This window comes from Nocardia sp. NPDC049526, from assembly GCF_044465765.1.
Taxonomy (GTDB): domain Bacteria; phylum Actinomycetota; class Actinomycetes; order Mycobacteriales; family Mycobacteriaceae; genus Nocardia.
The window spans coordinates 94,296-115,876 of record NZ_JBITMA010000016.1 but is presented as its reverse complement, the minus strand read 5'-3'; the positions used below and the strand labels follow the sequence as shown (position 1 = coordinate 115,876).

The 21,581-nt window shown below is 66.1% G+C and carries 19 protein-coding genes; 8 read left to right on the top strand and 11 right to left on the bottom strand.

Going from position 1 to position 21,581, the window contains the following annotated elements; all coding sequences use genetic code 11:
- Positions 1 to 125 precede the first annotated feature (125 nt).
- The gene (locus tag ACIBW7_RS36410; RefSeq protein WP_397054496.1) at positions 126 to 1,469 is read left to right on the top strand and encodes a phenylacetate--CoA ligase family protein; all 1,344 of its coding nucleotides are present in this window, start codon (positions 126 to 128) and stop codon (positions 1,467 to 1,469) included.
- Positions 1,466 to 2,167 carry a hypothetical protein gene (locus tag ACIBW7_RS36405; protein WP_397054494.1) on the top strand — a complete coding sequence of 234 codons (702 nt, stop codon included), beginning with the start codon at positions 1,466 to 1,468 and terminating at the stop codon, positions 2,165 to 2,167. The genes ACIBW7_RS36410 and ACIBW7_RS36405 overlap by 4 nt, the downstream gene beginning before the upstream one ends.
- Positions 2,168 to 2,279: 112 nt before the next feature.
- Here the strand turns inward: ACIBW7_RS36405 and ACIBW7_RS36400 are convergent, their stop codons facing one another.
- Entirely contained in the window at positions 2,280 to 3,110 is an 831-nt protein-coding gene (locus ACIBW7_RS36400) for an HpcH/HpaI aldolase/citrate lyase family protein (protein ID WP_397054492.1), read from the bottom strand.
- A gap of 781 nt (positions 3,111 to 3,891) precedes the next feature.
- On the opposite strand from ACIBW7_RS36400, the gene ACIBW7_RS36395 reads away from it, so the two are divergent.
- The 4 genes from ACIBW7_RS36395 to ACIBW7_RS36380 all read left to right on the top strand — a co-directional run bounded on the left by ACIBW7_RS36395 (position 3,892) and on the right by ACIBW7_RS36380 (position 8,539).
- Positions 3,892 to 5,031, top strand: coding sequence for an acyl-CoA dehydrogenase family protein (locus ACIBW7_RS36395; protein WP_397054490.1), 1,140 nt, complete (start codon positions 3,892 to 3,894; stop codon positions 5,029 to 5,031).
- 145 nt (positions 5,032 to 5,176) lie between these two features.
- On the top strand, positions 5,177 to 6,379 hold the full coding sequence (locus ACIBW7_RS36390; protein WP_397054488.1) for an amidohydrolase family protein: 1,203 nt from the start codon (positions 5,177 to 5,179) through the stop codon (positions 6,377 to 6,379).
- Positions 6,380 to 6,434: 55 nt separating this feature from the next.
- Positions 6,435 to 7,559, top strand: a complete 1,125-nt coding sequence (locus ACIBW7_RS36385) for a serine hydrolase domain-containing protein (protein ID WP_397054486.1) — start codon at positions 6,435 to 6,437, stop codon at positions 7,557 to 7,559.
- Between the two features lie 71 nt (positions 7,560 to 7,630).
- A complete protein-coding gene (locus ACIBW7_RS36380; protein WP_397054484.1) occupies positions 7,631 to 8,539 on the top strand; it encodes an enoyl-CoA hydratase in 909 nt (302 codons plus the stop codon).
- Between the two features lie 153 nt (positions 8,540 to 8,692).
- On the opposite strand, the gene ACIBW7_RS36375 is transcribed toward ACIBW7_RS36380, so the two are convergent.
- The 10 genes from ACIBW7_RS36375 to ACIBW7_RS36330 form a co-directional block, all read right to left on the bottom strand.
- Positions 8,693 to 9,211: a MaoC family dehydratase gene (locus ACIBW7_RS36375; RefSeq protein ID WP_397054482.1), complete on the bottom strand. Its 519-nt coding sequence runs from the start codon at positions 9,209 to 9,211 to the stop codon at positions 8,693 to 8,695.
- A 111-nt stretch (positions 9,212 to 9,322) separates the two neighbouring features.
- Entirely contained in the window at positions 9,323 to 10,516 is a 1,194-nt protein-coding gene (locus ACIBW7_RS36370) for a thiolase family protein (protein WP_397054480.1), read from the bottom strand.
- Positions 10,513 to 10,971: a Zn-ribbon domain-containing OB-fold protein gene (locus ACIBW7_RS36365; RefSeq protein ID WP_397054478.1), complete on the bottom strand. Its 459-nt coding sequence runs from the start codon at positions 10,969 to 10,971 to the stop codon at positions 10,513 to 10,515. The genes ACIBW7_RS36370 and ACIBW7_RS36365 overlap by 4 nt, the downstream gene beginning before the upstream one ends.
- The gene (locus tag ACIBW7_RS36360; protein ID WP_397054476.1) at positions 10,964 to 12,121 is read right to left on the bottom strand and encodes an acyl-CoA dehydrogenase family protein; all 1,158 of its coding nucleotides are present in this window, start codon (positions 12,119 to 12,121) and stop codon (positions 10,964 to 10,966) included. Before ACIBW7_RS36360 ends, ACIBW7_RS36365 begins: the two co-directional genes overlap by 8 nt.
- The gene (locus tag ACIBW7_RS36355; protein ID WP_397054474.1) at positions 12,118 to 13,335 is read right to left on the bottom strand and encodes an acyl-CoA dehydrogenase family protein; all 1,218 of its coding nucleotides are present in this window, start codon (positions 13,333 to 13,335) and stop codon (positions 12,118 to 12,120) included. The genes ACIBW7_RS36360 and ACIBW7_RS36355 overlap by 4 nt, the downstream gene beginning before the upstream one ends.
- Before the next feature lie 120 nt (positions 13,336 to 13,455).
- Entirely contained in the window at positions 13,456 to 14,994 is a 1,539-nt protein-coding gene (locus ACIBW7_RS36350; protein ID WP_397054472.1) for an AMP-binding protein, read from the bottom strand.
- 160 nt (positions 14,995 to 15,154) lie between these two features.
- Complete coding sequence (locus ACIBW7_RS36345; protein ID WP_397054470.1) at positions 15,155 to 16,738, bottom strand: class I adenylate-forming enzyme family protein; 1,584 nt, start codon at positions 16,736 to 16,738, stop codon at positions 15,155 to 15,157.
- 99 nt (positions 16,739 to 16,837) lie between these two features.
- On the bottom strand, positions 16,838 to 17,686 hold the full coding sequence (locus tag ACIBW7_RS36340) for a PaaI family thioesterase (RefSeq protein WP_397054468.1): 849 nt from the start codon (positions 17,684 to 17,686) through the stop codon (positions 16,838 to 16,840).
- Between the two features lie 4 nt (positions 17,687 to 17,690).
- Positions 17,691 to 18,437 (bottom strand): SDR family NAD(P)-dependent oxidoreductase, encoded by a 747-nt coding sequence (locus tag ACIBW7_RS36335; protein ID WP_397054466.1) that lies wholly within the window; start codon positions 18,435 to 18,437, stop codon positions 17,691 to 17,693.
- A gap of 92 nt (positions 18,438 to 18,529) precedes the next feature.
- Positions 18,530 to 18,961, bottom strand: coding sequence for an SDR family oxidoreductase (locus ACIBW7_RS36330; protein ID WP_397054464.1), 432 nt, complete (start codon positions 18,959 to 18,961; stop codon positions 18,530 to 18,532).
- A 115-nt stretch (positions 18,962 to 19,076) separates the two neighbouring features.
- On the opposite strand from ACIBW7_RS36330, the gene ACIBW7_RS36325 reads away from it, so the two are divergent.
- Both ACIBW7_RS36325 and ACIBW7_RS36320 read left to right on the top strand, forming a co-directional pair.
- Positions 19,077 to 19,826: an enoyl-CoA hydratase gene (locus tag ACIBW7_RS36325; RefSeq protein WP_397054462.1), complete on the top strand. Its 750-nt coding sequence runs from the start codon at positions 19,077 to 19,079 to the stop codon at positions 19,824 to 19,826.
- 33 nt (positions 19,827 to 19,859) lie between these two features.
- Complete coding sequence (locus tag ACIBW7_RS36320) at positions 19,860 to 21,509, top strand: AMP-binding protein (protein WP_397054460.1); 1,650 nt, start codon at positions 19,860 to 19,862, stop codon at positions 21,507 to 21,509.
- Positions 21,510 to 21,581 lie beyond the last annotated feature (72 nt).

The window sequence follows — 21,581 nt, the reverse complement described above, 5'->3', positions numbered from 1 at the left end:
CACTATGTAATGTCGCGTTTGAACGAGTTCCGTAGGGAACAGCGTTCCCGCCGCCGCAGGGCCTAACTCGGCCTACGGTGTCACCGACATCGCTTGCTGATGTATGACCTACGAAGGAAGACGACGTGGACGCAACCAGGTCCAGTACGCTCGAATCGGGCGTGGACGATCCGAACCGGCGGTTCCTACAGCCGGACATCGAAACGATGCCGCGTGAGCAACTGCGCGCTCTGCAAGAAGAACGAGTGCTCGAGTTGCTGCCCGCCGCATATGAGAACTCACCGTTCTACCGTGAGCTTTGGTCGGCCGCCGGCGTGGATCCGGTTAAGGTGCGTTCGCTCGATGACTTCTTCGAGTTGGTGCCGACCTTCACGAAGGACGACGTGCGTGCCTACCGGGACCGGACCGGTGATCCCTTCGGCGGCCTGCTGCAAGTACCGACCAGCCGACTGACGTCGATCATGACCACATCGGGCACGACCGGGATGCCAGAACTGCTACCGGAGATGTGGGAGACCATGCCCCCGTTGCCGGCTTGCTCGGCCCGCGACATGTGGGAGATCGGCGTCCGGCCCGGGGACCGTGTGCTGGTACCCGCGGGCGTGATGCGCGGCTTCTATGACACGTTCTACCAGCAGATGGGGCTCGTCCCGATCTATCTCGACTCCTGGATCGGCCACGCTTCGGAAGTGGTCGCGGCCCTGCGGCGATTCCGGCCCACCTATATGCAGCTGCTGATGCCGACGCTGCTCGATCTGGAGCGGGTCGCGGATACCTACGACCTGCGAGAAGCGTTGTCTTCGCTCAAGGGCGCCGCGTTCGCCGGGCAGCCGCTCGGTGCGGCCCTGGCTGCCAAGGTGCGGGACGAGTGGGGTGTCGAGCTGTTCACCTACGGCAGCGCCGGTGATACGGGAACCGCCTGGGAGTGTCGTGAGCACAACGGCTACCACCTCTGGGAGGACCTGGTCGTTGCTGAAACACTGGAAACCGACAGTCTTCGGGCTGTTCCGATGGGCGAGGTCGGCGAGCTTGTCGCCACTGATCTGGACAATCGGGCAGCCCCGCTCATCCGGTATCGCAGCGGCGACCTCGTTCGGCTCGATTCAGGAACCTGCGGTTGCGGCCGTACCCATCGACGGGCGTGGATCATCGGCCGCCTGGGTGACGAGACGATCGTCCAGGGTCGGCCGGTAGTAATCAGCGAGTTGTGGCAAGCGATCGAAACGCTGGAAGCGACTCATGACGGGATGTTCCAGATCATTCGTGAGTCGCGGGTGGTCGACCGCCTCCGCCTGCGGGTCGGCTACCAGCCGGCCGAGGGATTGGACCTGGACGGCCTGCGCCACCAGCTGCACAGTGTGATCGCCGCACAGGTGGGCGTCGAACCGGAGATAGAACTGGTTCCGGTCGACGATTTGGTGGCCCGCAATTCCAGTGTGGCCAAGTTCGCGAGGGTGGTGAAGGCATGAGCCGTGAATCTATGACTGCAGCCATGGCCGGGCGGCACCCGTTGCTGGCCGGGATCGGGCATTTCTCCCGTCCGGATGGTAACCGCGCTTTCGAGATCGGTTGGCCGGAATACGAACGAGATACCGTGTGGGCCCGGCGGCTCCTGGAGGTCTGGGGTCTGGAGCCGGGACAGCACGCGCTGCTGATCGGCCGCAATTCCGAAGGTCCGTGGCTCGGTCCGGTGGTTCGCGCCATGCGTGAGTTGGGCGTGGTGTTCAGCAATGCCGAACCCTATGCCTGGGACGCCCGGCGCGCCGCGACCATAGTGAGCTTGCTGCCCGTCAAAGCGATTATCGGGCTGCCGGGGGAGATGGTCGAGCCGCTGCTTGCTGATGACCGGGCGGCCGCGGCCATGGTGGACAAGGCGCCGGTGATCTGGGCGCGGCGCGATGCGCTCGAACCGCTGCGTGCCGCCGGACTGCGGCCCGCCGAGATGGCAATGCTGGGACCCGCGCTCGGCCTGTCGTGCCGGGAAGCCACCGGGCTGCATCTCGATCCCGAGGAATGGCAGGTCACCGCCGTCTCGGCGCGGCCACGCCTCACGGTAACCGGGGACCGTCGGTACCGGGGACGGGATATCGAGCTGAACATGAACGGGACGGTCGACGAGGCGCGGTGTGCCTGCGGTCTGCCCGGGCCCCGGATCCGCACCGAATAATGCGGACACGGTAGGTCGGCGTCACCGATGGCGAAGTCGGTACACGGCAGACTTCGCTGTCGGCGCCGGTCCGAGCTTTCGCGGGGGACGGCGTTCGCCGCGCCCCGCTCTTTCAGTCCACAGTCTTCGGGTATGCGATCGAAGATCGCGCAAGAATTCGCCGCGCTCGTTCGAAAACGGGCTTGTCGACCATCTCCCCGTCCGCACGGACCGCTCCGGCTTGTCCCGTGAACGATGCGACAATGCGCTGAGCCCACGCGATGTCTTCTCGGCTGGGCCGGAACGCGGCTGCCGTAGCCGCGATTTGCGCCGGATGGATGCAGAGTTTCCCACCGAACCCCAGCGCGCGAGCCTGCTCAGCCGCCTCGGCGACGGCTTCGCTGTCTCGAATCCGGACACTGACACCATCGATCGGCGCCGGTAAATCGGCAACTTTCGATGCCAGGACCAGCGTGGACCGGGCCAGCAGCAGCGAGCGGTCGTCTTCGGTCGCATCGATATCGTGTGCGAAGTCGACCGAGCCGAAGGCCAGCCGCCCGACCTCGGGGCAGGCGGCGAGTTCGTGCGCATTGTGTATCCCGAGCGCGGTTTCGACCAAGGCGATAACCCCTCGGTCGCTGCCGAGACGCCCGCCGATCATCGAGAGGTTCGCGGCCCTTTCCGCTTTCGGTACGAGAACCCCGCGCAGCCCGGGACAGGTCGCGATCGTCTCGATGTCGGCGTCGGCCCAGGGAGTGTTCACGGCGTTGATCCTGACCCATGCCTGGCCGCGGTTCGATAGCCACTTCGCGGCGTCGGCGCGGGCGAGTGCCTTGTGGTTGTCGGCGACGGCATCTTCGAGGTCGATGATGACCTCATCGGCGCCGCTTTCCGCTGCTTTCGAAAATCGGTCGGGCCGGTCGCCGGGCACGAATAACCATGTGGACGACGATATTTCGATCATGAGGGATCACCGAGAGTGCACGGATGTCCGTTCGGTCGAACCGGGTGGGAACGGTGGTCGGACCAGAGCCGGATGCAGGGTAGTAGCGGCAGTTCGGGCCGGAGATTGCAGTCGACCGCCACGCGCGCGTATGGATGTCCCCGCATGCGTCGCGCGAACGCCTCCGCCGCGGCGAGATCGCACTGATAGTCGAGGCGGATCCCCATCGACGGGAATGTGACGCACACGCGGCGACGGTGAGGATCGAGCAGAGGGGGAATCGATGGCACAGCGGTCACATCCAGATCACTGTTCATGCTCTGTGTGGTAGGCGGCTGATGCATCGATCGGGCGACCGATCAGATGCCCATCACCGCGGAAATAAACATATTATCAAACTATATTGTCCGGCTGTAGCGAGCGTGCGAGTTCGTGGGGGTGATGAGCGCTCGACATGACGCCTCGCCCGACCCGTTTCATCTGCGCGGCACCAAGTTCGCGCCGCCACGGTGCAGCTTGATCACTTGCGTGGGCGCTGGCATCAATTCGGGCACAGGCGTATCGGCATGGGTCGGGAAATCGGGCAAGGCTCTCGTTCGGGAGATCGTGGGGGTGTTGTCGGCGCGTCTACCTCGCGTATCGCGCACAGGGCCCCGGATCGGGCCTTCGATGGAGCGCGCACATCGTGATGGAGCTCGCGAGCGGAGTCGCCACCACTCGTATAGTATAATAAGTTAGATAATGCAGGCTTATGTATGCCCGCGCGGCTCAGTGTGGGAAGGATGCACTCGTGGATTTTGGGATGACCGATGAGCAGGAGATGCTCCGGAAGACCGCCCGGGATTTCGTGACGAAAGTGTGCCCGCCGGAGACGGCGAAGCGGTGGGACGAGGAAGGGGTGCTTCCGACTGAACTCTTGGACGGTTTCGCCGGTCTCGGCTGGTTCTCGCTTCCGTTCTCCGAGCAGGACGGTGGTGAAGGCGGTGGCCCGCTGGAGCTCGCCCTGATCGCCGAGGAGCTCGGGCGCGCGAGTTTCGATGTGGCCATGTGCTTCATCGGGGTTCTGATCCCGGCCATGACCGTGAACCGGTGGGCGAACCCGGAGCAGAAACGTTGGGTGCGCGAACAGATCATGACGGGCAAGCATCGGCTCGCGGTGGCAATGTCGGAGCCGGAGGCCGGCTCCGATGCCGCCTCTTTGCGGACCAGTGCGGTCGACGCCGGGGACCACTATGTGGTCAACGGTCAGAAGATGTGGTGCACGGGCGGGAGTCAGCCCAACACGACGATCGCAATGTACGTGCGGACCGGTGCGCGGGAGCCCAAACACAAGGGTTTGACTCTGCTGCTGGTCGATCCGAACGCCGAGGGGGTGGAGATTCGCCGCACCCCGACGTTGGCTCGTCACATCCTGGGGACCACCGAAATCACGCTGTCGAATGTCAAGGTGCCCAAAGAAAGTCTGGTGGGGCCGGAGGGGGAGGCGTGGAAGGTTATGCTCTCGAATCTCGAGCTGGAACGGGTTCTGCTCAGCGGCGGCTATGTCGGAGCCGCGCAGGCGACGCTCGACGAGATGCTCGAGTATTCGAAGGTCCGGCATGCGTTCGGCCGCCCGATCGGTGAATTCCAGGCGCTCGCTCATGCGATGGCGGACATGCAGGTAGAAATCGACTCGGCACGCCTGCTGACGCGCCGAGCTGCGTGGATGCTCAAGCAGGGGATGCCCTGTACTCGCGAGGGCGCGATGGCCAAGCTCAAGGGCTCGGAGACGTATGCCAATGCCGCTCGCCTGGGCATGCAGGTGATGGCCGGTCACGGGTTCTCGACGGAGAGCGTCATGAGTTTCCGCTACCGCGAATCCATTGTGACCACCATCTCCGGGGGGACGAGCCAGATTCAGCGCAACGGGATCGCCCGGAGTATGGGCCTGCGAACCTACTGATTCTCCGTATCCGGAAGGGGTCCTGTTCGGTTCGGCCCTAACGAAGCCTTGTGATTGGATCTATCAATACGATAGAATCTCTCACATTTCGGTTATCTTTCTGGGTCGCCGTCGACGCGACCGACTGTGCGAAGGGACTTCACGAATGGCACTGATCACCAACTCGGTAGGGGTGCTCCCCTACAAGTTGCTGGATTTCGATCAGCACTCTGTCGAGGCGGAGGACTGCTTCACCCGGTTCATGCCCAGGGACAAGCTGGACACCGCGGTGCGGCCGATCATGTCGGCCGACGGCAAGAGCAAGCTCCTGCTGGCGAACGACCGGATCGTCACCGCCCTCGAAGCCGACCTCGACCAGGCGTACGTGCCCGGCTCGCTGGTCGAGATGCTCAAAGCGCGCTCATCCGGTAACGCCACCGACGCTGAGCGGTTCTACGAGCCGATCCAGAAGGAATACCGGGACAAGGACGCGCGCCTGGTCCAGTTGACCGAGCAGCAGATCGAGCGGTCCATCATGTACCCGGGCGGCTGGGGCCTGTTCGTGTGGGCCTACCTCCGGGGTGACGTACTGTTCGACAACCTCACCTCCTTCAACCGCTGGATCGACGAGGATTGGGGTTTCAACACCCAGAACCGGATCTACGCCCCCGCCCTGCTGTCGCTGGACAACCTCGATCGGGCCTGCGAAGAACTCGACCGGGTGTTGGCGGGCGGTGCCCGATTCATCATGCTTCCGCCGGGACCGGTCAACGGCCGGTCGCCCGGCGACCCCTACTTCGACCCGTTCTGGGCCCGGGTCAACGAGGCGCGGGCGGTGGTGTCCTTCCACATCACCGAGTACCACTATCAGGAAAACGTTGCGTCACACTGGGGTTGGGGCCTGGTCCCGCCGTTCCAGTTCTCCGCGTGGCAGTGGCAGAACACCTACGGTGAGCGGCCGATCACCGACACGTTGTCGGCCCTGATCTTCGACAACCTTTTCGGGCGTTATCCGAACATCAAGGTTCTGGTCAGTGAGTACGGCGCGGAATGGGTCCCGCACTTCATCCGGCACATGGACAAGAGCCGCGGGATGGCCCGCAACGGGCGCTGGCTGGGCGGTCAGCTGGACGAGCGGCCGAGCGCCATTTTCAAGCGGCATGTGCGCGTCGTGCCTTACCCGGAGGACGACACGATCGATCTCGCCGCTCGGCTGGGCGGCGTCGATGCCCTCGTCATGGGTTCGGACTGGCCGCACGCCGAAGGCCTGCGCGAGCCTGCGGACTTCTACGCCAAGGTGGAGGGGCTCGGCGAGGAGGCGCGCAAACGCTTCCTACGTGACAACGGGCTCGAGCTCTTCGGCGCCTGATAACGATCATGGTTTCTACGCAACCGGCCGGCCGAGGGAAAAGGCGCGAACGCGAATGACGGGCAGTGAAGTCGTCCCATCGAGTCGAGAGGTCGTCGCGGCCGAGGAAGTCGGTGTCGATCCGTATCGACTCGACGTGCTGCTCCGCCGGATCCGACTCGAGGTGGAACACGGGGCGCTCCCATCCGCTCAGGTGGCTGTCGCCCGGGCTGGTCGGCTGGTTGCGAACGAGACATGGGGTGCTGGAGCGCCCCGCTACCTCTTGCAGTCGGTGGGCCGGACCATCGTGGCGAGCGCGATCTGGAAACTCGTCGGTGACGGCAAACTCGACGTATCCGAACACGTCGCGGACATCATTCCCGAATTCGGTTCCAACGGAAAAGAAGTCGTCACGCTCACACATATGCTGACGCATACCGCGGGCCTGGCTTTCGCCCCGCTCGGGTTTCCGAAAATGACCGACCGAGATGCGCGCCTGGCCGCCTTCGCCAAATGGCGCCTCGACGGCACGCCGGGCGAGGTCCTGCAGTATCACCTGACGTCCACCGCGTGGATCATCGCGGAGGTGGTCGAACGACGGTCCGGGTTGTGCCTGGCCGATTACCTGCGCCGGGAGATCGCCGAGCCGCTCGGTCTCGACTTCGCCCTCGGACTGACCGAGGAGGAGCAGATCGCCACGGTCGCGCCGATGGTCTGCACGGACGGCGACGGCTCCGACGTCGACCCGTGGGGACCCTGGTTCTTCCGGGACCGCCGCGTGGTGGCGGCCGGCGAGCCGGCGCATTCCGTCTGCGCCGGCGCCGCCGATGTCGCGCTGCACTATCAGGCGCTGCTCCACTCGTCGCTGTGGTCGCGTGAAGTCATCGCGGAGGCGACCCGGCCGCAGATGACCGCGGTCCCGGCGGGCGACAAGCTCTACGGGGGCGGCGTCAAACCGGCTTCGGTCGGCCTCTTCGTGAACGTCCGAGGCGACAACCCGGATGGCTGGATGCCGGCGACCGGATCACCCGCCACATTCGGCCACGCCGGTTCTGCCTACCAGATCGGTTTCTGTGATCCGGAGAGCGGGGTGTCGTTCTGCGTGCTCAGCAACGGCTATCCGCAGACCGGATACGACCTGACGCCGCGCGGTTCGTCCATGCTGATCAACTGGTCGAATCTCGCGGCGGATCTGACCTGACCGAAACAGACCGTCCGAGGGCGCGCGGTCGGACGTGGCCGGCGCCGACCGAGAGGAATGGCCGCGCAGCTATGACAGCCGTGGACAAGTTCGAGTTCGTTCGTTATGAGGCGCTCGACGAGGGGCAGATCGTCCGGATAACGCTGAACAGGCCGCAGGCCCGCAATGCGCAGAATCGGGGGCTGCTGGTGGAGTTGGACGAGGCGTTCGGTCTCGCCGAGGCCGACGACACCGTCCGAGTCGTGATACTCTCTGGTGCGGGCACGGCCTTCTCCGCAGGACACGATATGGGTTCGGCGGTACAGCGGCAAGAGACCGAACCGGGGCCTGGTGCCCACCCCTCCACGCGCGTTCACGGTGGTAGCCGCACAGGTGCGGTCGAACAGCAGATGTTGCAGGAGTGGCAGCATTTCTTCGCCAATACGCGCAACTGGCGCAACCTGCGCAAGATCACCATCGCGCAGGTCCAGGGCAACGTGCTCTCTGCCGGTCTGATGCTGATGTGGGCCTGCGATCTCATAGTCGCGGCCGAGGATGCCGTCTTCGCCGATGTCGTAGGGACCCGGTTGGGGATGTGCGGCGTGGAATACTTCGCGCACCCCTGGGAGTTCGGTCCCCGCAAGACGAAAGAACTGCTGCTCACCGGCGACGCGCTGGATGCCGAGGACGCGTACCGCCTGGGTATGGTCAGCAAGGTCTTCCCGCCGGAGGAGCTCGAGCGCCGGACCGTCGAATTCGCCCGCCGGATCGCCGAGCGTCCCACGATGACGGCGCTGCTGATCAAGGATTCGGTCAACCAGACGCTCGACGCGATGGGATTCAGCACCGCGCTCCAGAACAACTTCTATCTGCATCAGCTCAACCACGCGCACTGGCGCGATGTGAACGGTGACGGTTACCCGGCTGCCAAGCCGGGGGTGGATGCACCCGACTGGCGCACCGCGGGGCAGCCACGGCTGGCCCGGCGCGATATTCCCTGAACATCGGTCCGCAACGTTCGCCCGACCTGCCACACGAGCCGCCCGTCCGCTACGGCGAAGGCCGCAACAGTTTTATCGAACACGCAAATGGGTGGCACCGCGGTGCCACCCATCACAGACTTCGAGGCACGTCCAGATCGGCCTGTCGTGCGGTCAGGACTGCGTTGCCTCGGGCTCGACGTAGTCGGCTCCGCGGATCAGTCGGACCGGGGTGAATACCAGGACCTCTTCGTCGCGCTGATTGCGTACGCTCACGTGAGCGGTGACCACCCCGCGGCCCGGTTTGCTCGATGCCCGTGATTCGGTGGTCCGCACCAGGGCGTGCAGGGTGTCGCCGACGTACACCGGGCGCTTGACCGACAGCTCCATGTGCATGAAAGCAAGGCCTGTCCCGTTGAGGACATTGGTCTGCAGGATCAGGCCTTCGGCGATGCAGTAGATCATCGCGCCTGGGATCAGCCGGCCGGTGTAGCCGCCGGCGGACGCATGCGAGTTGTCGTAGAACAACGGTTCGTTGAACCCGCCCCAGGTGATGAACTGGACAAGGTCCGCTTCGGTAACCGTGCGGCGCGCGGTGCGGAAAACCGACCCGGGGATCATCTCCTCCCAGGTCTTACCGCGCACCAGCGGTTCGACCTCGGCGCTGGATAGTTGTGGTTCGGTCACGGTCATGAATCTCCGATTCTCGTCTATGTAGGGCGCCACGCCAGCTCTATAGATTAATAGTTTAACTGATTTTCCGGCCGGAACGTATTGGCTGGTGCGTCCCGACGTGGCCCCGGTTCAGGCCGGCAGAGGGGCCTCGCGGCGCAGCACCGCACCTTGGGCGTTGAAGAAGAAGCCACCGGGTGTGAGCATGGCCGAGGCTGCACCGTCGACCTGCCTGTTTCCGGCGTCTCCGCGCAACTGCACGACTGCCTCCCTGAGGTGCCCGGCGCCCTGCGAGCCGCCTTCGGACAGACTGCCGCCGTGCGGGTTCACCGGCACCCGCCCGCGCAGCAGGATCCTGCCTTCGCCGGCATCCCAGTTGTCGCGCAGGAAATCACCGGCCTCGCCGTCCGCGCAGAATCCGTAGGACTCGAAGGCACGCAGGGTGATGATCGAGAAGCCGTCGTAGGGCAGGAAGACGTCCACGTCGTCGATCCAGAGGTCGCTGCGCGCGCGCAGAGCGGCGGCGGTGACCTGTTGCCCGGTGTCGCGCAGACCGGCGGTCAGATGTTCTTCGGGATGCGCGGTGATTCCCATCGCCAGCGCGTGTACCAGCACCGGGACCGTCGGCAGATCCGCGGCCAGATCCGCCGCGGTGACCACGAAGGCGTCAGCGCCGTCGATCGGTACATCCATGTCGTAGAGGCAGAGGGGCTCCCGGATCATTCGGGCGCCGAAATAGTCCTCGCGACTCATCGGGGCCTGCATGACCGCTCCGGGATTGTCCGCCGCATTGCGGCGGCCGTTGAGCGGGATCAGAGCCAGATCTTCGCGGGTGCGGCCGAATTCGGCCAGATAACGGGCCGCCCAGGCGGCGTAGCCGGTCGATCCGAACATGCCCCACGGCTCGGTGTCGGTGTGCCCGTCACCGGTCGAGGCGCGGCCGTCGGGAAGTCCGAACGCCGCGCGCGCACGGAACGCGCCGGCGCCGAGCCGGTACATCGAGTGATAGACGACCACGGCCCGGCAGGTGCCGGACGCCACCGCGTGCACGGCGCTCATGAGTCCGTTGACGATCGGTGGTTTTGCGGGCGCCCAGAACGTGACGTTCGGCAGTCCGAGGGCCGAAACCACGGTAGCCGCATCGACGCCGCCGGTGATGACGCCACTTCCGACGACCCCGTCGATGTCCTCGCGGCGGAGCCCGGAATCCCGGATCGCCTCGATCACCGCATCGGTGACCATCGAGAGTTCGGTGGTATCCCGGTCGCGTGCGTACGGAGAGCGGCCGAGACCGCTGATCGCCACGGTGTCCTTCAACGCGGTCATCGTGCCACCGCCCGGAAGGCGGGCCACGGCGCGCCTTCGCGTTCGATCCAGGTCAGCTCCACCGGCTGGCCGATCCGCTGCTGTTCGGGCGGGGTATCGACCAGCGGAGCCGCGATGCGCAATCCGGGCTGCTCGGCCAGTTCGACCGCGGCCAGCGGCCAGGGTGGTGAGTAGGGCACGCCCGGTGGGCCCTGATGGAGCAGGGTCAGCACGTGTACATGGCCGCGCCCGGTCACTTCCCGCGGCGCGTCAGCGGGGGACCAGCAGAAGGGGCAGCGTGAGCGTAGCGGCAGATGCCAGGCCAGACATTCGTCGCAGTGGCCGGCCAACAGTCGGCGCTCGAGCAGACCCGCGTAGTACGGGGCGTTCACCTGATCGAGCCGAATCCCGGGATATGCCGCGAACACGGCGCCGAATTCTGTTTCCGGAGTAGAGGTTTTCACGTTTTCAGACACCCATCCGTTCGAGTAGTCGGTGATGCGCCGCGGTAGGGCCACCGAGCAGGTTCTGTGCCGCACGGGCGCGGCGGAAGTACAGATGCGCGGGATGTTCCCAGGTGAACCCGATACCGCCGTGAACCTGGATCGTCTCCGCGGCGATATGTTCGAAGGCCTCCGAGGCGGTGATATAGGCGGCCACAGCCGCGGAGGAGGCGTCGGGCTGCTGCTCGGCGACGGCCGTACACGCCGCCTCGGTGGCAGCGTCGGCCAGTTCGGCGCGCACGAGCATATCGGCGAGTTTGTGCTTGATCGCCTGGAATGATCCGATGGGCCGACCGAACTGGACACGTTCCTTGGCATACGCGACGGACATCTCCAGGCAGCGGCGCAGCCCGCCCACTTGCTCGGCGGCAAGTGCGAGCCCGCCCAGGTCGACGACGCGCCGCAGCACCGAGGCCGCCGTGCCGGCCTCGCCGACCAGGACCGCTGGCGTGTCCGCGAGAACCACCTCGCCGAGCGGTCTGGTGCCGTCGAGAGTTTCCAACGCACGCACGGCGAGGCCGGCGGCACCCCGCTCCACGGCGAACAGGCTCGGCCCCTGGGGTGTTCGCGCCGCCACCAGGAGCAGGTCGGCCGTAACGGCATGGGGCACAAAGGATTTGGTTCCCGTGAGCAGCCAGTCGCCCGCGTCGGACGGGACCGCGGCGGTATCACAGGCATCGGCGTCCCAGCTGCCCGCCGCCTCGGCGACCGCGAGGGTGGCGATCGTGGTGCCGGCTCCGATGCCGGGCACATAGCGGGCGCACGCCTGTTCGTCGCCCGAAGCCAGCAGGGCCTGTGCGGCGAAGACGACCGAAGGTACGAAGGGCGAGCACAGCAGTGCCGCGCCCATTTCCTCCAAAACTACGCGCAGTTCCGGGAGTCCGAAGCCGTCGCCGCCGAATCGCTCGGGGATCGCCAGTTGCATCAACCCGAGCTGCTCGGCCATCTGTAGCCATACCTGCGGGTCGTGGCCGACCCGGTCCGGATCCTCGGCGATTTTGCGGACCGCTTCCTCCCCGGAGTGCTCGGCGAGGAAATCGCGCACTGTGGCGCGCAGGTCCGCTAATTCCTCGGCTCCCGCACTGTTGGTATCCACCCTGTCGTTCGTGCTGTCGCCGGTCATCGGGCGCCCTCCTTCGGCAGGCCCAGCACGCGCTCGGCCAGGATGTTCTTCATGATTTCCTCGGTACCGCCGAGGATGCGCAGCGCCGGCGCGCTCAGCAGCAGGTCTGCCCAGGCGAAGGTGCCCCAGTCGCCGGTGTCGGCGATGATCCGCGGTCCCAGAGCATCGGCGGCGAATCGGGATCCGCGGATCAGGTTCTGGGCGAGCGCAAGTTTCGAGATCGACCCTTCCGGGCCGGGTGCGCTGCCCGCGCGCAGCCTGCGGGCTGCGCGTTCGTTGAGCGACTTCGCTGCCTGCACACTCGCGAGCAGGGACGCGAGGTCGCGGCGCAGCGCGCCGTCCTCCGCCCGCGAGACGGCGCGCAGCAGCCCGCTCAACCGGTCGGCGGTGAGCGCACCGGCGGCCGCGCCGCCGCTCTCCCCGCCGACGGTCGCCCGTTCGTTCATGAGGGTGGTCATGGCCACCTTCCAACCCTCGTCGACGGCGCCGAGCCGTTGGGTGTCCGGGATTCTGACGTCGGTCAGGAAGACCTCGTTGAACTCGGCGCAGCCCGTCATTTGACGGAGCGGGCGAATTTCCACGCCCGGGGTGTCCAGATCGAGCAGGAAAGCGGTGATGCCGCGATGTTTGGGCGCGTCGGGATCGGTCCGGCACAGCAGCTCGCCGACCTGGGCGTGTTGCGCGACCGAGGTCCAGACTTTCTGCCCGTTGACCACCCAGTGGTCGCCGTCGCGGACCGCGCGCGTGGTGACGCCCGCCAGATCGGAACCGGCGGCCGGTTCACTGAACAGCTGGCAGGCAATGACCTCGCCGGAGTACATCGGCCGCAGGTACCGCTCATGTTGCTGTCGGGTGCCGTGGGCGACGATGGTGGGCCCGATCATGCCGAGCCCGATGACGCCGAGTACGCCCGTGTCGGGGACCTCGTACTCGGCCTCGAGGGCATCGTAGGCGAGATCGTGCAGTTGGCCGAGGCCGCGGCCGCCGAACTCGGCCGGTCCGGTGATCCATCCGAAGCCGTTCTCGAATCGGGTGCGCTGCCAAGCTCGCGCCGCTTGGACCGCGGCCGCCTCCTCCTCGGCCGGCAGGGTGCTGAAATAGCCGACACGGTCACTGCCCTGCCCCCAGTGGAACTGCTCGGTGCTCCGCCGCCGGGCATGGGCGTCGAGGAATTCCCGCGCTTCGCGGGTGAAGTCGGCAAGGTCGGTCGCCACGGCGATCCTCCGTCTCTTCCGGTCCGGACGTCACCGGACGATGGTCTGTCTCACGGTGCGCGACCGGCTGATTCGCGGCATCGTTGCGTGCCGCGCGGTATATACGCGGTGGCCCTCCGGCTACACCCGGATGACGTCCCCGCCGGGGTATCCGCCGCCACCGAAGCGCAGATCCAGCGCCGGATAATCCTTCTCCTCGCCGTCGCGGGGGATCTCGTCCACGAAGACAACGGATTTCGGCTTCTTGTACGACGCAATGCGTTGTTTGCAATAGGTGATCAGTTCGTCCTCGGTCACCGTGGCGCCTTCCTTCAGGACGACGACGGCTACCACCGACTGCACGAAGCGTTCGTCCGGTGTTCCGATCAGAGCGGCCTCACGCACCGCCGGATGGGTCTCCAGGCAGAACTCGACCTCTTTGGGGAAAATGTTTTCGGCGGCGGATTTGATCATCCGGGTGCTGGTGCCGACGAACTCGATGGTGCCATCGGCTTCGCGGCGGCCCAGATCTGTTGTGCGCCACCAGCCGTCGCGCATGCGCCGGGCGTTGGTCTCCGGCCGGTTCCAGTAGCCGGCGTGCACGATCTCGCCGCCGATCGCGATCTCACCGACCTCGCCGACACCGACCTCGTTCCATTCGTCGTCGACAATTCGTACCCGCGAGAACGGGCCGGGACGGCCGGAATTGCCCGTGCCGTGTCCGCCGTGGCCGTTGAAAATCGCCAGTCCGGTTACCTCGGTCTGCCCGAAGCCCCCAGGGAACAGTCCCCAGAGCGCTTGCTCGGTACCGACCAGGCCGTCTCCCCAGAGCTGGCCGTACACACCGGCCTTCAGACTCGTCAGATCGTGCCGGGCCGGATCGTATTTCTCCTTCATCTGAAGGATGGTCGGCGGCATCAAGAAGGCGGCGGTGACCTTCTCCCGCGTCACGATGTCGAGCAGTTCCTGTGCGTCGGCGCGGCGGACGAACACGTTCGTCGCGCCCTGGACGAATGCCGCCATCGCCTCCCACTGAAAGTTGCCGATGTGGAACAGCGGCCCGGAGTTGAGAAATACCGACTTGCTCGTGGTGGAGTTGAGATACGACGATTCGATGCCCATGCAGATGAGGTTGTGCTGGGTGATCATCGAGCCGTTGGGACGCCCGTCGATCGCCGCGGTGTAGATGACCAGTAGCGGGAGGTCGGCGTCGACGGTGTCCCAGATATCGGTCGACGGCTGTGCCGCGAGAACGGTGTCGACGTTGTCCGTCCCCGGCAGGTCGTGCTGCCACCAGACGGCGCCGCCGTCGGTGAGCTCCCTGGCGGCGCGCACGGTTTCGCCGATCTCCTCGTCTTGCCACACCACCACGGTCGGTGCGAAGTCGTCGATCACGAACGCCATCTCGTAGGCCGACATTCGCCAGTTGACCGGGCACACCATGGCGCCGAGTTTCGCGCAGGCGCCGAGAAGCTCGAAGACTCGCGCCGAAGTCTGGCCCAGCCACAGGACGCGGTGACCGGACTCGACGCCCTGTGCTGCGAGGGCATGCGCCAGCCTGTTCACCCGGTCGTCGAACTCCGGCCAGGTCAGGCGCAGGTCGCCGTCGATGACCGCGGTCTTGTCCGGAAAGCTACGACGATGCTCGCGAATGACATCACCGACGGTGACGAGACGCATGGGACCTCCTGAGATCGAGTGCTCATCGTAAGGCAGAATCAGTTTTATAATTATGCTACATGCCTGGCAAGTAGGCCAGGTCGCGGCCGACCTGGCGTGGGGTAGGCCGCCGCGGGCCATCGCACCCGTTGATGTGGTGGTGCCGACGGGCGGCTGCGCTTTACTGATCCTCGAGCAGTTGCCGCGCCAGCCGAACCTTCTGAACCTTGCCCGACGGTGTCAGCGGGAACGACTCGACGATGCGCCACTCCCGGGGGACCTTGAATCCGGCCAGGCGTTCGCGGGCGAATCCTTCGAGGTCCGCGAGCTCCGGTAACCCCGCAGCAGGCCGGATGAATGCGACCGGCACCTGGCCCCACTTCTCATCCGGTGCGGCCACGACAGCGGCTTCGGCGACAGCCGGGTGCTGGACGAGCACCGCCTCCACCTCGGCCGGGTAGATGTTTTCTCCGCCTCTGATGATCAGGTCGCGCAACCGGCCGCGCAGTGTGATGATGCCGTCGGAGTTCATCTCGGCGAGGTCGCCGGTGTGTAACCAGCCCTCCGGGTCCACCACGCCCGACCGTCGTGATTCGTCCTCGTGCCAGTACCGGCTCATGGTGAGCCTGCCGCGCACGCACAGTTCGCCGGCAACGCCCGGTTCGAGTGACTTCCCGGTGTCGATATCGGCGATCCGGACTTCGCGGTGCGGGTTGACTCTGCCGATCGTCGTTGCCTTGACCCACGCTGGGTCCCCCACCCGGGTCTGTATTGCCGAAGGAGCTTCCGATTGCCCGTAGCCATTGAGGATTTCGCCGCCGAATGCCCGCTCGACCCGGGTGATCAGCTCCGGGGCGATGTCCGAACCACCCAGCATCATCCACTTCAATCGCGGTAGGTCGGGTAAATCATCGCAGGCTTCCAGCATCGAGAGGACCATCGTGGGCACCCCGCCGAAGTAGGTGACCTCCGCGCGCCGCAACAGAGCGAGCGTGGCCGCCGGATCGAAACTCGGCAGTACGACGAAGGCGGAACCGCGGAGAAGCGCCGCGGAGCTGGTGCACACCGACCCGCCGACATGATGGAAGGGGAGCGGGGAGCAGACGATATCCTCCTCGTCGAGGCCGATGGTCACGTGGGACAGCGGCCCGACGTTGGCCCCGACGAGGTGGTTGAGAACCGCTCCCTTCGGCGCACCGGTTGTTCCCGAGGTGTACTGGACCCGCAGTACCGACTCGGGCGACACGTCGGGTAGCGCCGCCGGGGTGACCAGATCACCGCGTGTCACCGCCTCGAGCGGCAGAATTGCCGGCCGCGGGATCACCGCCAGTGCCTCGGCGGACTCGAGCAAGTCGCGGCCGCGCCATACCGGCCCGGCCAGCAGAACCCGCGCGCCGGAATCGGCGACGATATGCGCCGCTTCGGCGGTGGTCAGTGCCGGGTTCATCGGCACCAGCACCATTCCCGCCAGTGCGGCGCCGTACTCGGCCAGAATCCAGTCGACGGAGTTGGCAGCCCACAGTGCCACTCGGTCTCCGGGGTCGGCCACCTGCTGCAACCGCGCTACCGTCGATTCGACCCGGCCGAGCATCGTCATGAAGTCCAAGCGATGCAGGTTTCCGTCTTGTTCCCAGAGCAGTGCCGTGGCACTGCCACGGTGGCGGGCGATGTCTCGGAACCGCGCTCCGACCGAGCATTCTGTTAGTGCCAGGGCTGCTCGGCCCTGGCTGTCTGCGGGGTGATGCTCTTCACTTCTAACGGGCATTAGTTAACTATATAGACGCTGCCGTTGTCGGGTGTACACCTTTTGACGGGATTTACGCGGCATGTTCGGCGGGATGAGATAATTAATTTTGCTTTAGGCTCAGTGGGGAGTGGGGGCGAACGACATCATGACGTCCGCGATCACGGCCGGTCGGCCGTCGGGCGCCGCGACCTCTCCGCGAGCTACCCCGGATGTCCGGCCGCTGCGTATGCGGATGCCGTGCACCGGCACCGGTTCAGGTCCCGGGCCCGCGCTGCGAAGGTAGTGGCAGTTCAGGGACAGCACCTCCGGCGTGCGCACACCGTCGTCTACGGCCGATACGGCGGCGATTTCGGCCAGCAGCGCGCCGAGACCACCGTGCAGCGTGCTCGAACGGTTGTGAAACGGTGTCGGATCGGCGAGCTCGAATGACGTGCCGCCGAGGTCCTTACGGAATCGGGTGAGGCCGAGCATGCGGCCGAACGGAGTGCTCGTGGGATCGGCCGGATCGGTGGCCGCCCCGCGCGTTGCGGGCGGGTCCGGACACTGCGTGAGCGAGGTATCGCCGCGATCAGGGGTCCGCGGCCCGCGGATCGCCCACCAACTGGTGGCCCGAGCGAATTCGGTATCCGAATTGTCCAGCACGTGCGCCGTTGCCAGTACGTAGTCGCCGCGCCGAGCGGCGGGCGCGGCCACGGCCCGGATCTGCCCGGCGTGTTGTGGGCGGCCGGTGACGTGTACACCGAGCATTGCGGTGGAGAGTGCTCGGTCCGGTTCCAGCGCGCCGACCGCCAACCCGGTCGCGGCGTCGCACAGTAGTGCGGCCAGGCCCGCGACACCTGTTCCGGCCCACTGGGGGCCGAGGTCGAGGGCGGTCTGCACTCGCCCGTCGGTTGTCGGCGAGCTGCGAATGCCGAGGCGGGTCAACGCCGGGACCGGTGGCAGGGCCGTCCACCACTGCGTGGTCATGCGCTCAACCGCCCATACTCAGGCCGCCGTCGACCGTGAGGACGGAGCCGGTGCAATACCCGGCGTCGAGCAAGAATTCGACCGCGGCCGCGAGTTCGTCCGGATTACCCCGTCGGCCGACCGGGATCATTCCGAGAATGGCCGCGCGAGTCTTCTCCGGCATCGAGGCGGTCATATCGGTCTCGAATACGCCCGGCACCACGGTGTTCACTGTGATGCCGTGTCGAGCGGTCTCTCGTGCGAGCGACCGCGTCAATCCGTGCAGTCCGGATTTCGCGGCGCCATACGCGGCTTCGCTGGGACTGCCCATGACCGCGGTCACCGAGCTGACGTTGACGATCCGGCCATACCTGGCAGTCCGCATGAGCGCGATCGCGACGCGGGACAGATGGAATGCGGCCGAGAGATTCACCGCCACGATGCGCTCCCACTCGGAGACATTCGTATCCGAGGAGCGGGATTCGAGCAGCAGGCCCGCATTGTTGACCAGGTGATCGATGCGGCCGAACTCGCCGTGGACGTCCTCGACGAGCCGCACGCATGTGTCCGGATCGCCGAGGTCTGCCCGCACAACGCTGACGCCGTCCAGTTCCTCCTGCATGCGCTGCGCGGCGGCGGTATCGCCACGGTAGACGGCGACAACGCGGATGCCGCGTGTCGCCAGGCGCCTTGTGATGGCCGCACCGATCCCTCGGGTGCCTCCGGTCACGAGGGCCACGCGGGATGTGTCGCCGCGCCCTCCATCAGGCATCGACCGGTCCTTTCTCTCTTGTCGCACAACGTTCGGCTCTGTTGTCGCGCAAAGCTTGGGTTCGATCGCCACCGAGCGCGATACTGTCCCCGTCACATGAGCTGGTTCCCGGCGCCGATCAGTAGCTGGGTGCCGGTCATGAACCGTGATTCGTCGCCGACGAGGAAGGCGACCGTGGCCGCGACGTCCTCCGGCTCTTGCATGCCCTCCGGGAGAGCTGTAGTGGTGACCTGCTTGAAGAGCCAGGATTCGTAGTCGGTCGGCGTCGGGATGGCGGCGCCGTCGGCGAACGGACCTACCGCCATCGCGGTGTTTACGCCGTTCGGGTGGATCATGTTGACGCGGATGTCCTCCGTCGTGGCAGGCACCGTTATCGCGAAATCAACCGCGCCCGCGACATCGACCGCGATGATGTCGGCACCCTTTTCGGCCAGACGCACGCAGTGCGCGCGGCCTTGTCCGCGCGCCGCCCCTGTCACGAAGGCAACGCGCCCAGCGAGTTTGCCCACGAATTCTCTCCCCATCGTCGCGCCGTCGGGTTGCCGGGGCCCTTCGAGCCGCTCGCGCGTGGAGTGCGAAGCTACCGGCAAAGTGATTAATTATCTATCTGATAATATTCTATCCGGCGAGGAGGACTGCGTGACAACAACAGACGATGCGGTGATCTACAGCGAGGCCGCCGGGGTGGCGACCATAACGTTGAACCGGCCGGCTGCGCGTAACGCCATCGACTCGGCGTTGGCCACTGCCCTTTCCGCCGGCCTGGGCAGGGCGCTGGCAGCAGAGTCGGTTCGCGTGATCCTGCTGACCGGCGCCGACCCGGCCTTTTGCGCCGGTCTCGACATCAAAGAGTTCACCCGCACCCAGCGACCGCCGCAGGGGGCGACAGCCGCGATCACCGCCCTTTCGGACTCCGCGAAGCCCACAATCGGGGCGATCAACGGCGCTGTTGCGACAGGCGGGCTCGAACTCGCGCTGGGCCTGGATCTTCTCATCGCTTCCGACCGGGCGCGCTTCGCCGACACCCATGCGAAGGTCGGGATCCTCCCCGGCGGCGGAATGAGTGCCCGGCTGCCGCGCGCGGTAGGGCGGCGGTTGGCGCTGGACATGTCGCTGACCGGGCGCGTCCTCGGCGCTGAAGAGGCGTTGCGCAGCGGATTGGTGTCCCGAGTCGTCCCGCACGGAAATCTGATGCCGGTCGCGCGCGAAATCGCCGAGACGATCGCCGCGCACGATCCCTACGTGGTACGTGAATTGCTGTCGCTGTACCGGTACAGCGGCGAGCACTCGCTGCCTGAGGCGCTGGCGCACGAATTCGCCGAGCGGGAGGCACGCCGGGCCGCAGGGAGCCAGCTCGTTCCCAAGTCCGGAATCGGGGCGCGACCCTAGGCTCCTATCGGTTCGTGAGGGAGAACAGGAAATATGCCCGATCGCACGACGGCACCGGACCCCTGGTGGTACATCCCGCAGGAGTTGCGGATCCGCTACGACCTCATCTGCCGCAGTATCCCGAATGCATTGTGCAGGACTGCGGTGTCTTATCCGAATGGGCTTGCGCTTGTCGGTGAGGACGGCCACCGTACCTTCGCCGAACTCGAGGCCGACATGATGCTGGCCGTGCGGGCGGTGCAAGCGTTGGGGGTGCGGCCAGGGGATCGGGTCGCGATCTGGGCTCCCAACTGCGGCCGGTGGATTCTCGCCGCCCTCGCCGCCCTCGGTGCCGGTGCCGTTCTGGTACCGATGAACACTCGATTCAAGGGGGCGGAGGCGGCCTACATTCTGCGCAAGAGCGGAGCCCGCCTGCTTTTCGTCGCCGATGGATTCCTCGGCAACGACTACCTGGATATGCTGGCTCGCGCGGATCCGGACAGTGCCGTGCTGCGTCCGAGGGCGACGGTACTGCTCACCGGGACCCCGCGCGGTGACCGGATCGGCTGGGAGGAGTTCCTCGCCGGCGGTGCGGCGCTGCCGATCGAGCAGGCGACGGCCGCCGTCGACGCGGTGGGCCCGGAGTCGGTGTCGGACATCATGTTCACCTCGGGGACTACCGGTCACCCGAAGGGAGTGGCCCTCACGCACGGACAGTCCCTCCGCGCTCACGGCTACTACTCGAAGCTGATGGGATTTCGCCGCTCGGATCGGTACCTGATCATCCCGCCGTTCTTCCACTCTTTCGGGTACAAGGCCGGGTGGATGGCCTGTCTGGTGCACGGCGCCGCCATCCTGCCGCAGGCAACACTGGACGTCGATGAAGTGATGCGGCGAATCGAGCAGGAACGCGTGTCGATCCTTTTCGGACCGCCGACGGTGTTCGAGGCCATTCTGGACTCACCGCGACGGCCCGAGTTCGATCTCTCCTCGATCCGCAACGTCATGGCCGCCTCGACCGTTGTCACCCCGGACCTCATCACCCGCATCCAGGAGGAGCTGCGGCCCGAGACGCTATGGAGCGGCTACGGGCTCACCGAGGCGTCCGCCCTGGTGACGACGACGACCCCGACCGACGACCTCGACCACATCGCGCATACGGTCGGTCGCCCGGCCTGGGAGGTGGAGGTGCGGCTCGTCGACGGGGAAGGAACCGACGTCCCGGTGGGCTCGCCCGGGGAAATCTGGGTGCGCGGGTACAACGTCACGTCCGGTTATTGGGAGGATCCGGAGCTGACCGCCGAGGCGATCGATTCCGACGGCTGGCTCCATACCGGTGACGTGGCGACCTCCGACGCCGATGGCTACCTCCGAATCACCGACCGGATCAAAGACATGATCCTGGTGGGCGGGTTCAATGTGTATCCGGCGGAGGTGGAGCGCATTCTCGGAGAGCACCCTGCCGTGGAGTCGATCGCGGTCGTGGGTGCGCCCGACGCGCGGCTGGGTGAGGTACCCGTCGCCTATGTGGTTGTCCGCGACGATGCGACGCTGACCGAGGGGGAGTTCTTGACCTGGTCGGCCGAGCGTATCGCCAACTTCAAGCGTCCGCGCCGGATGATCGCCCTCGATGCCCTCCCGCGCAATTCCAGCCTGAAGGTCCTCAAGAACGTGCTGCGCGAACAGGCGACCGCACTGGAATGAGGCGGGGGCCCGCACTGTAGCGGCCGGAATCGGCCCAGTTATTCGGAATATGATTGACCTTTCCTGGTCAAG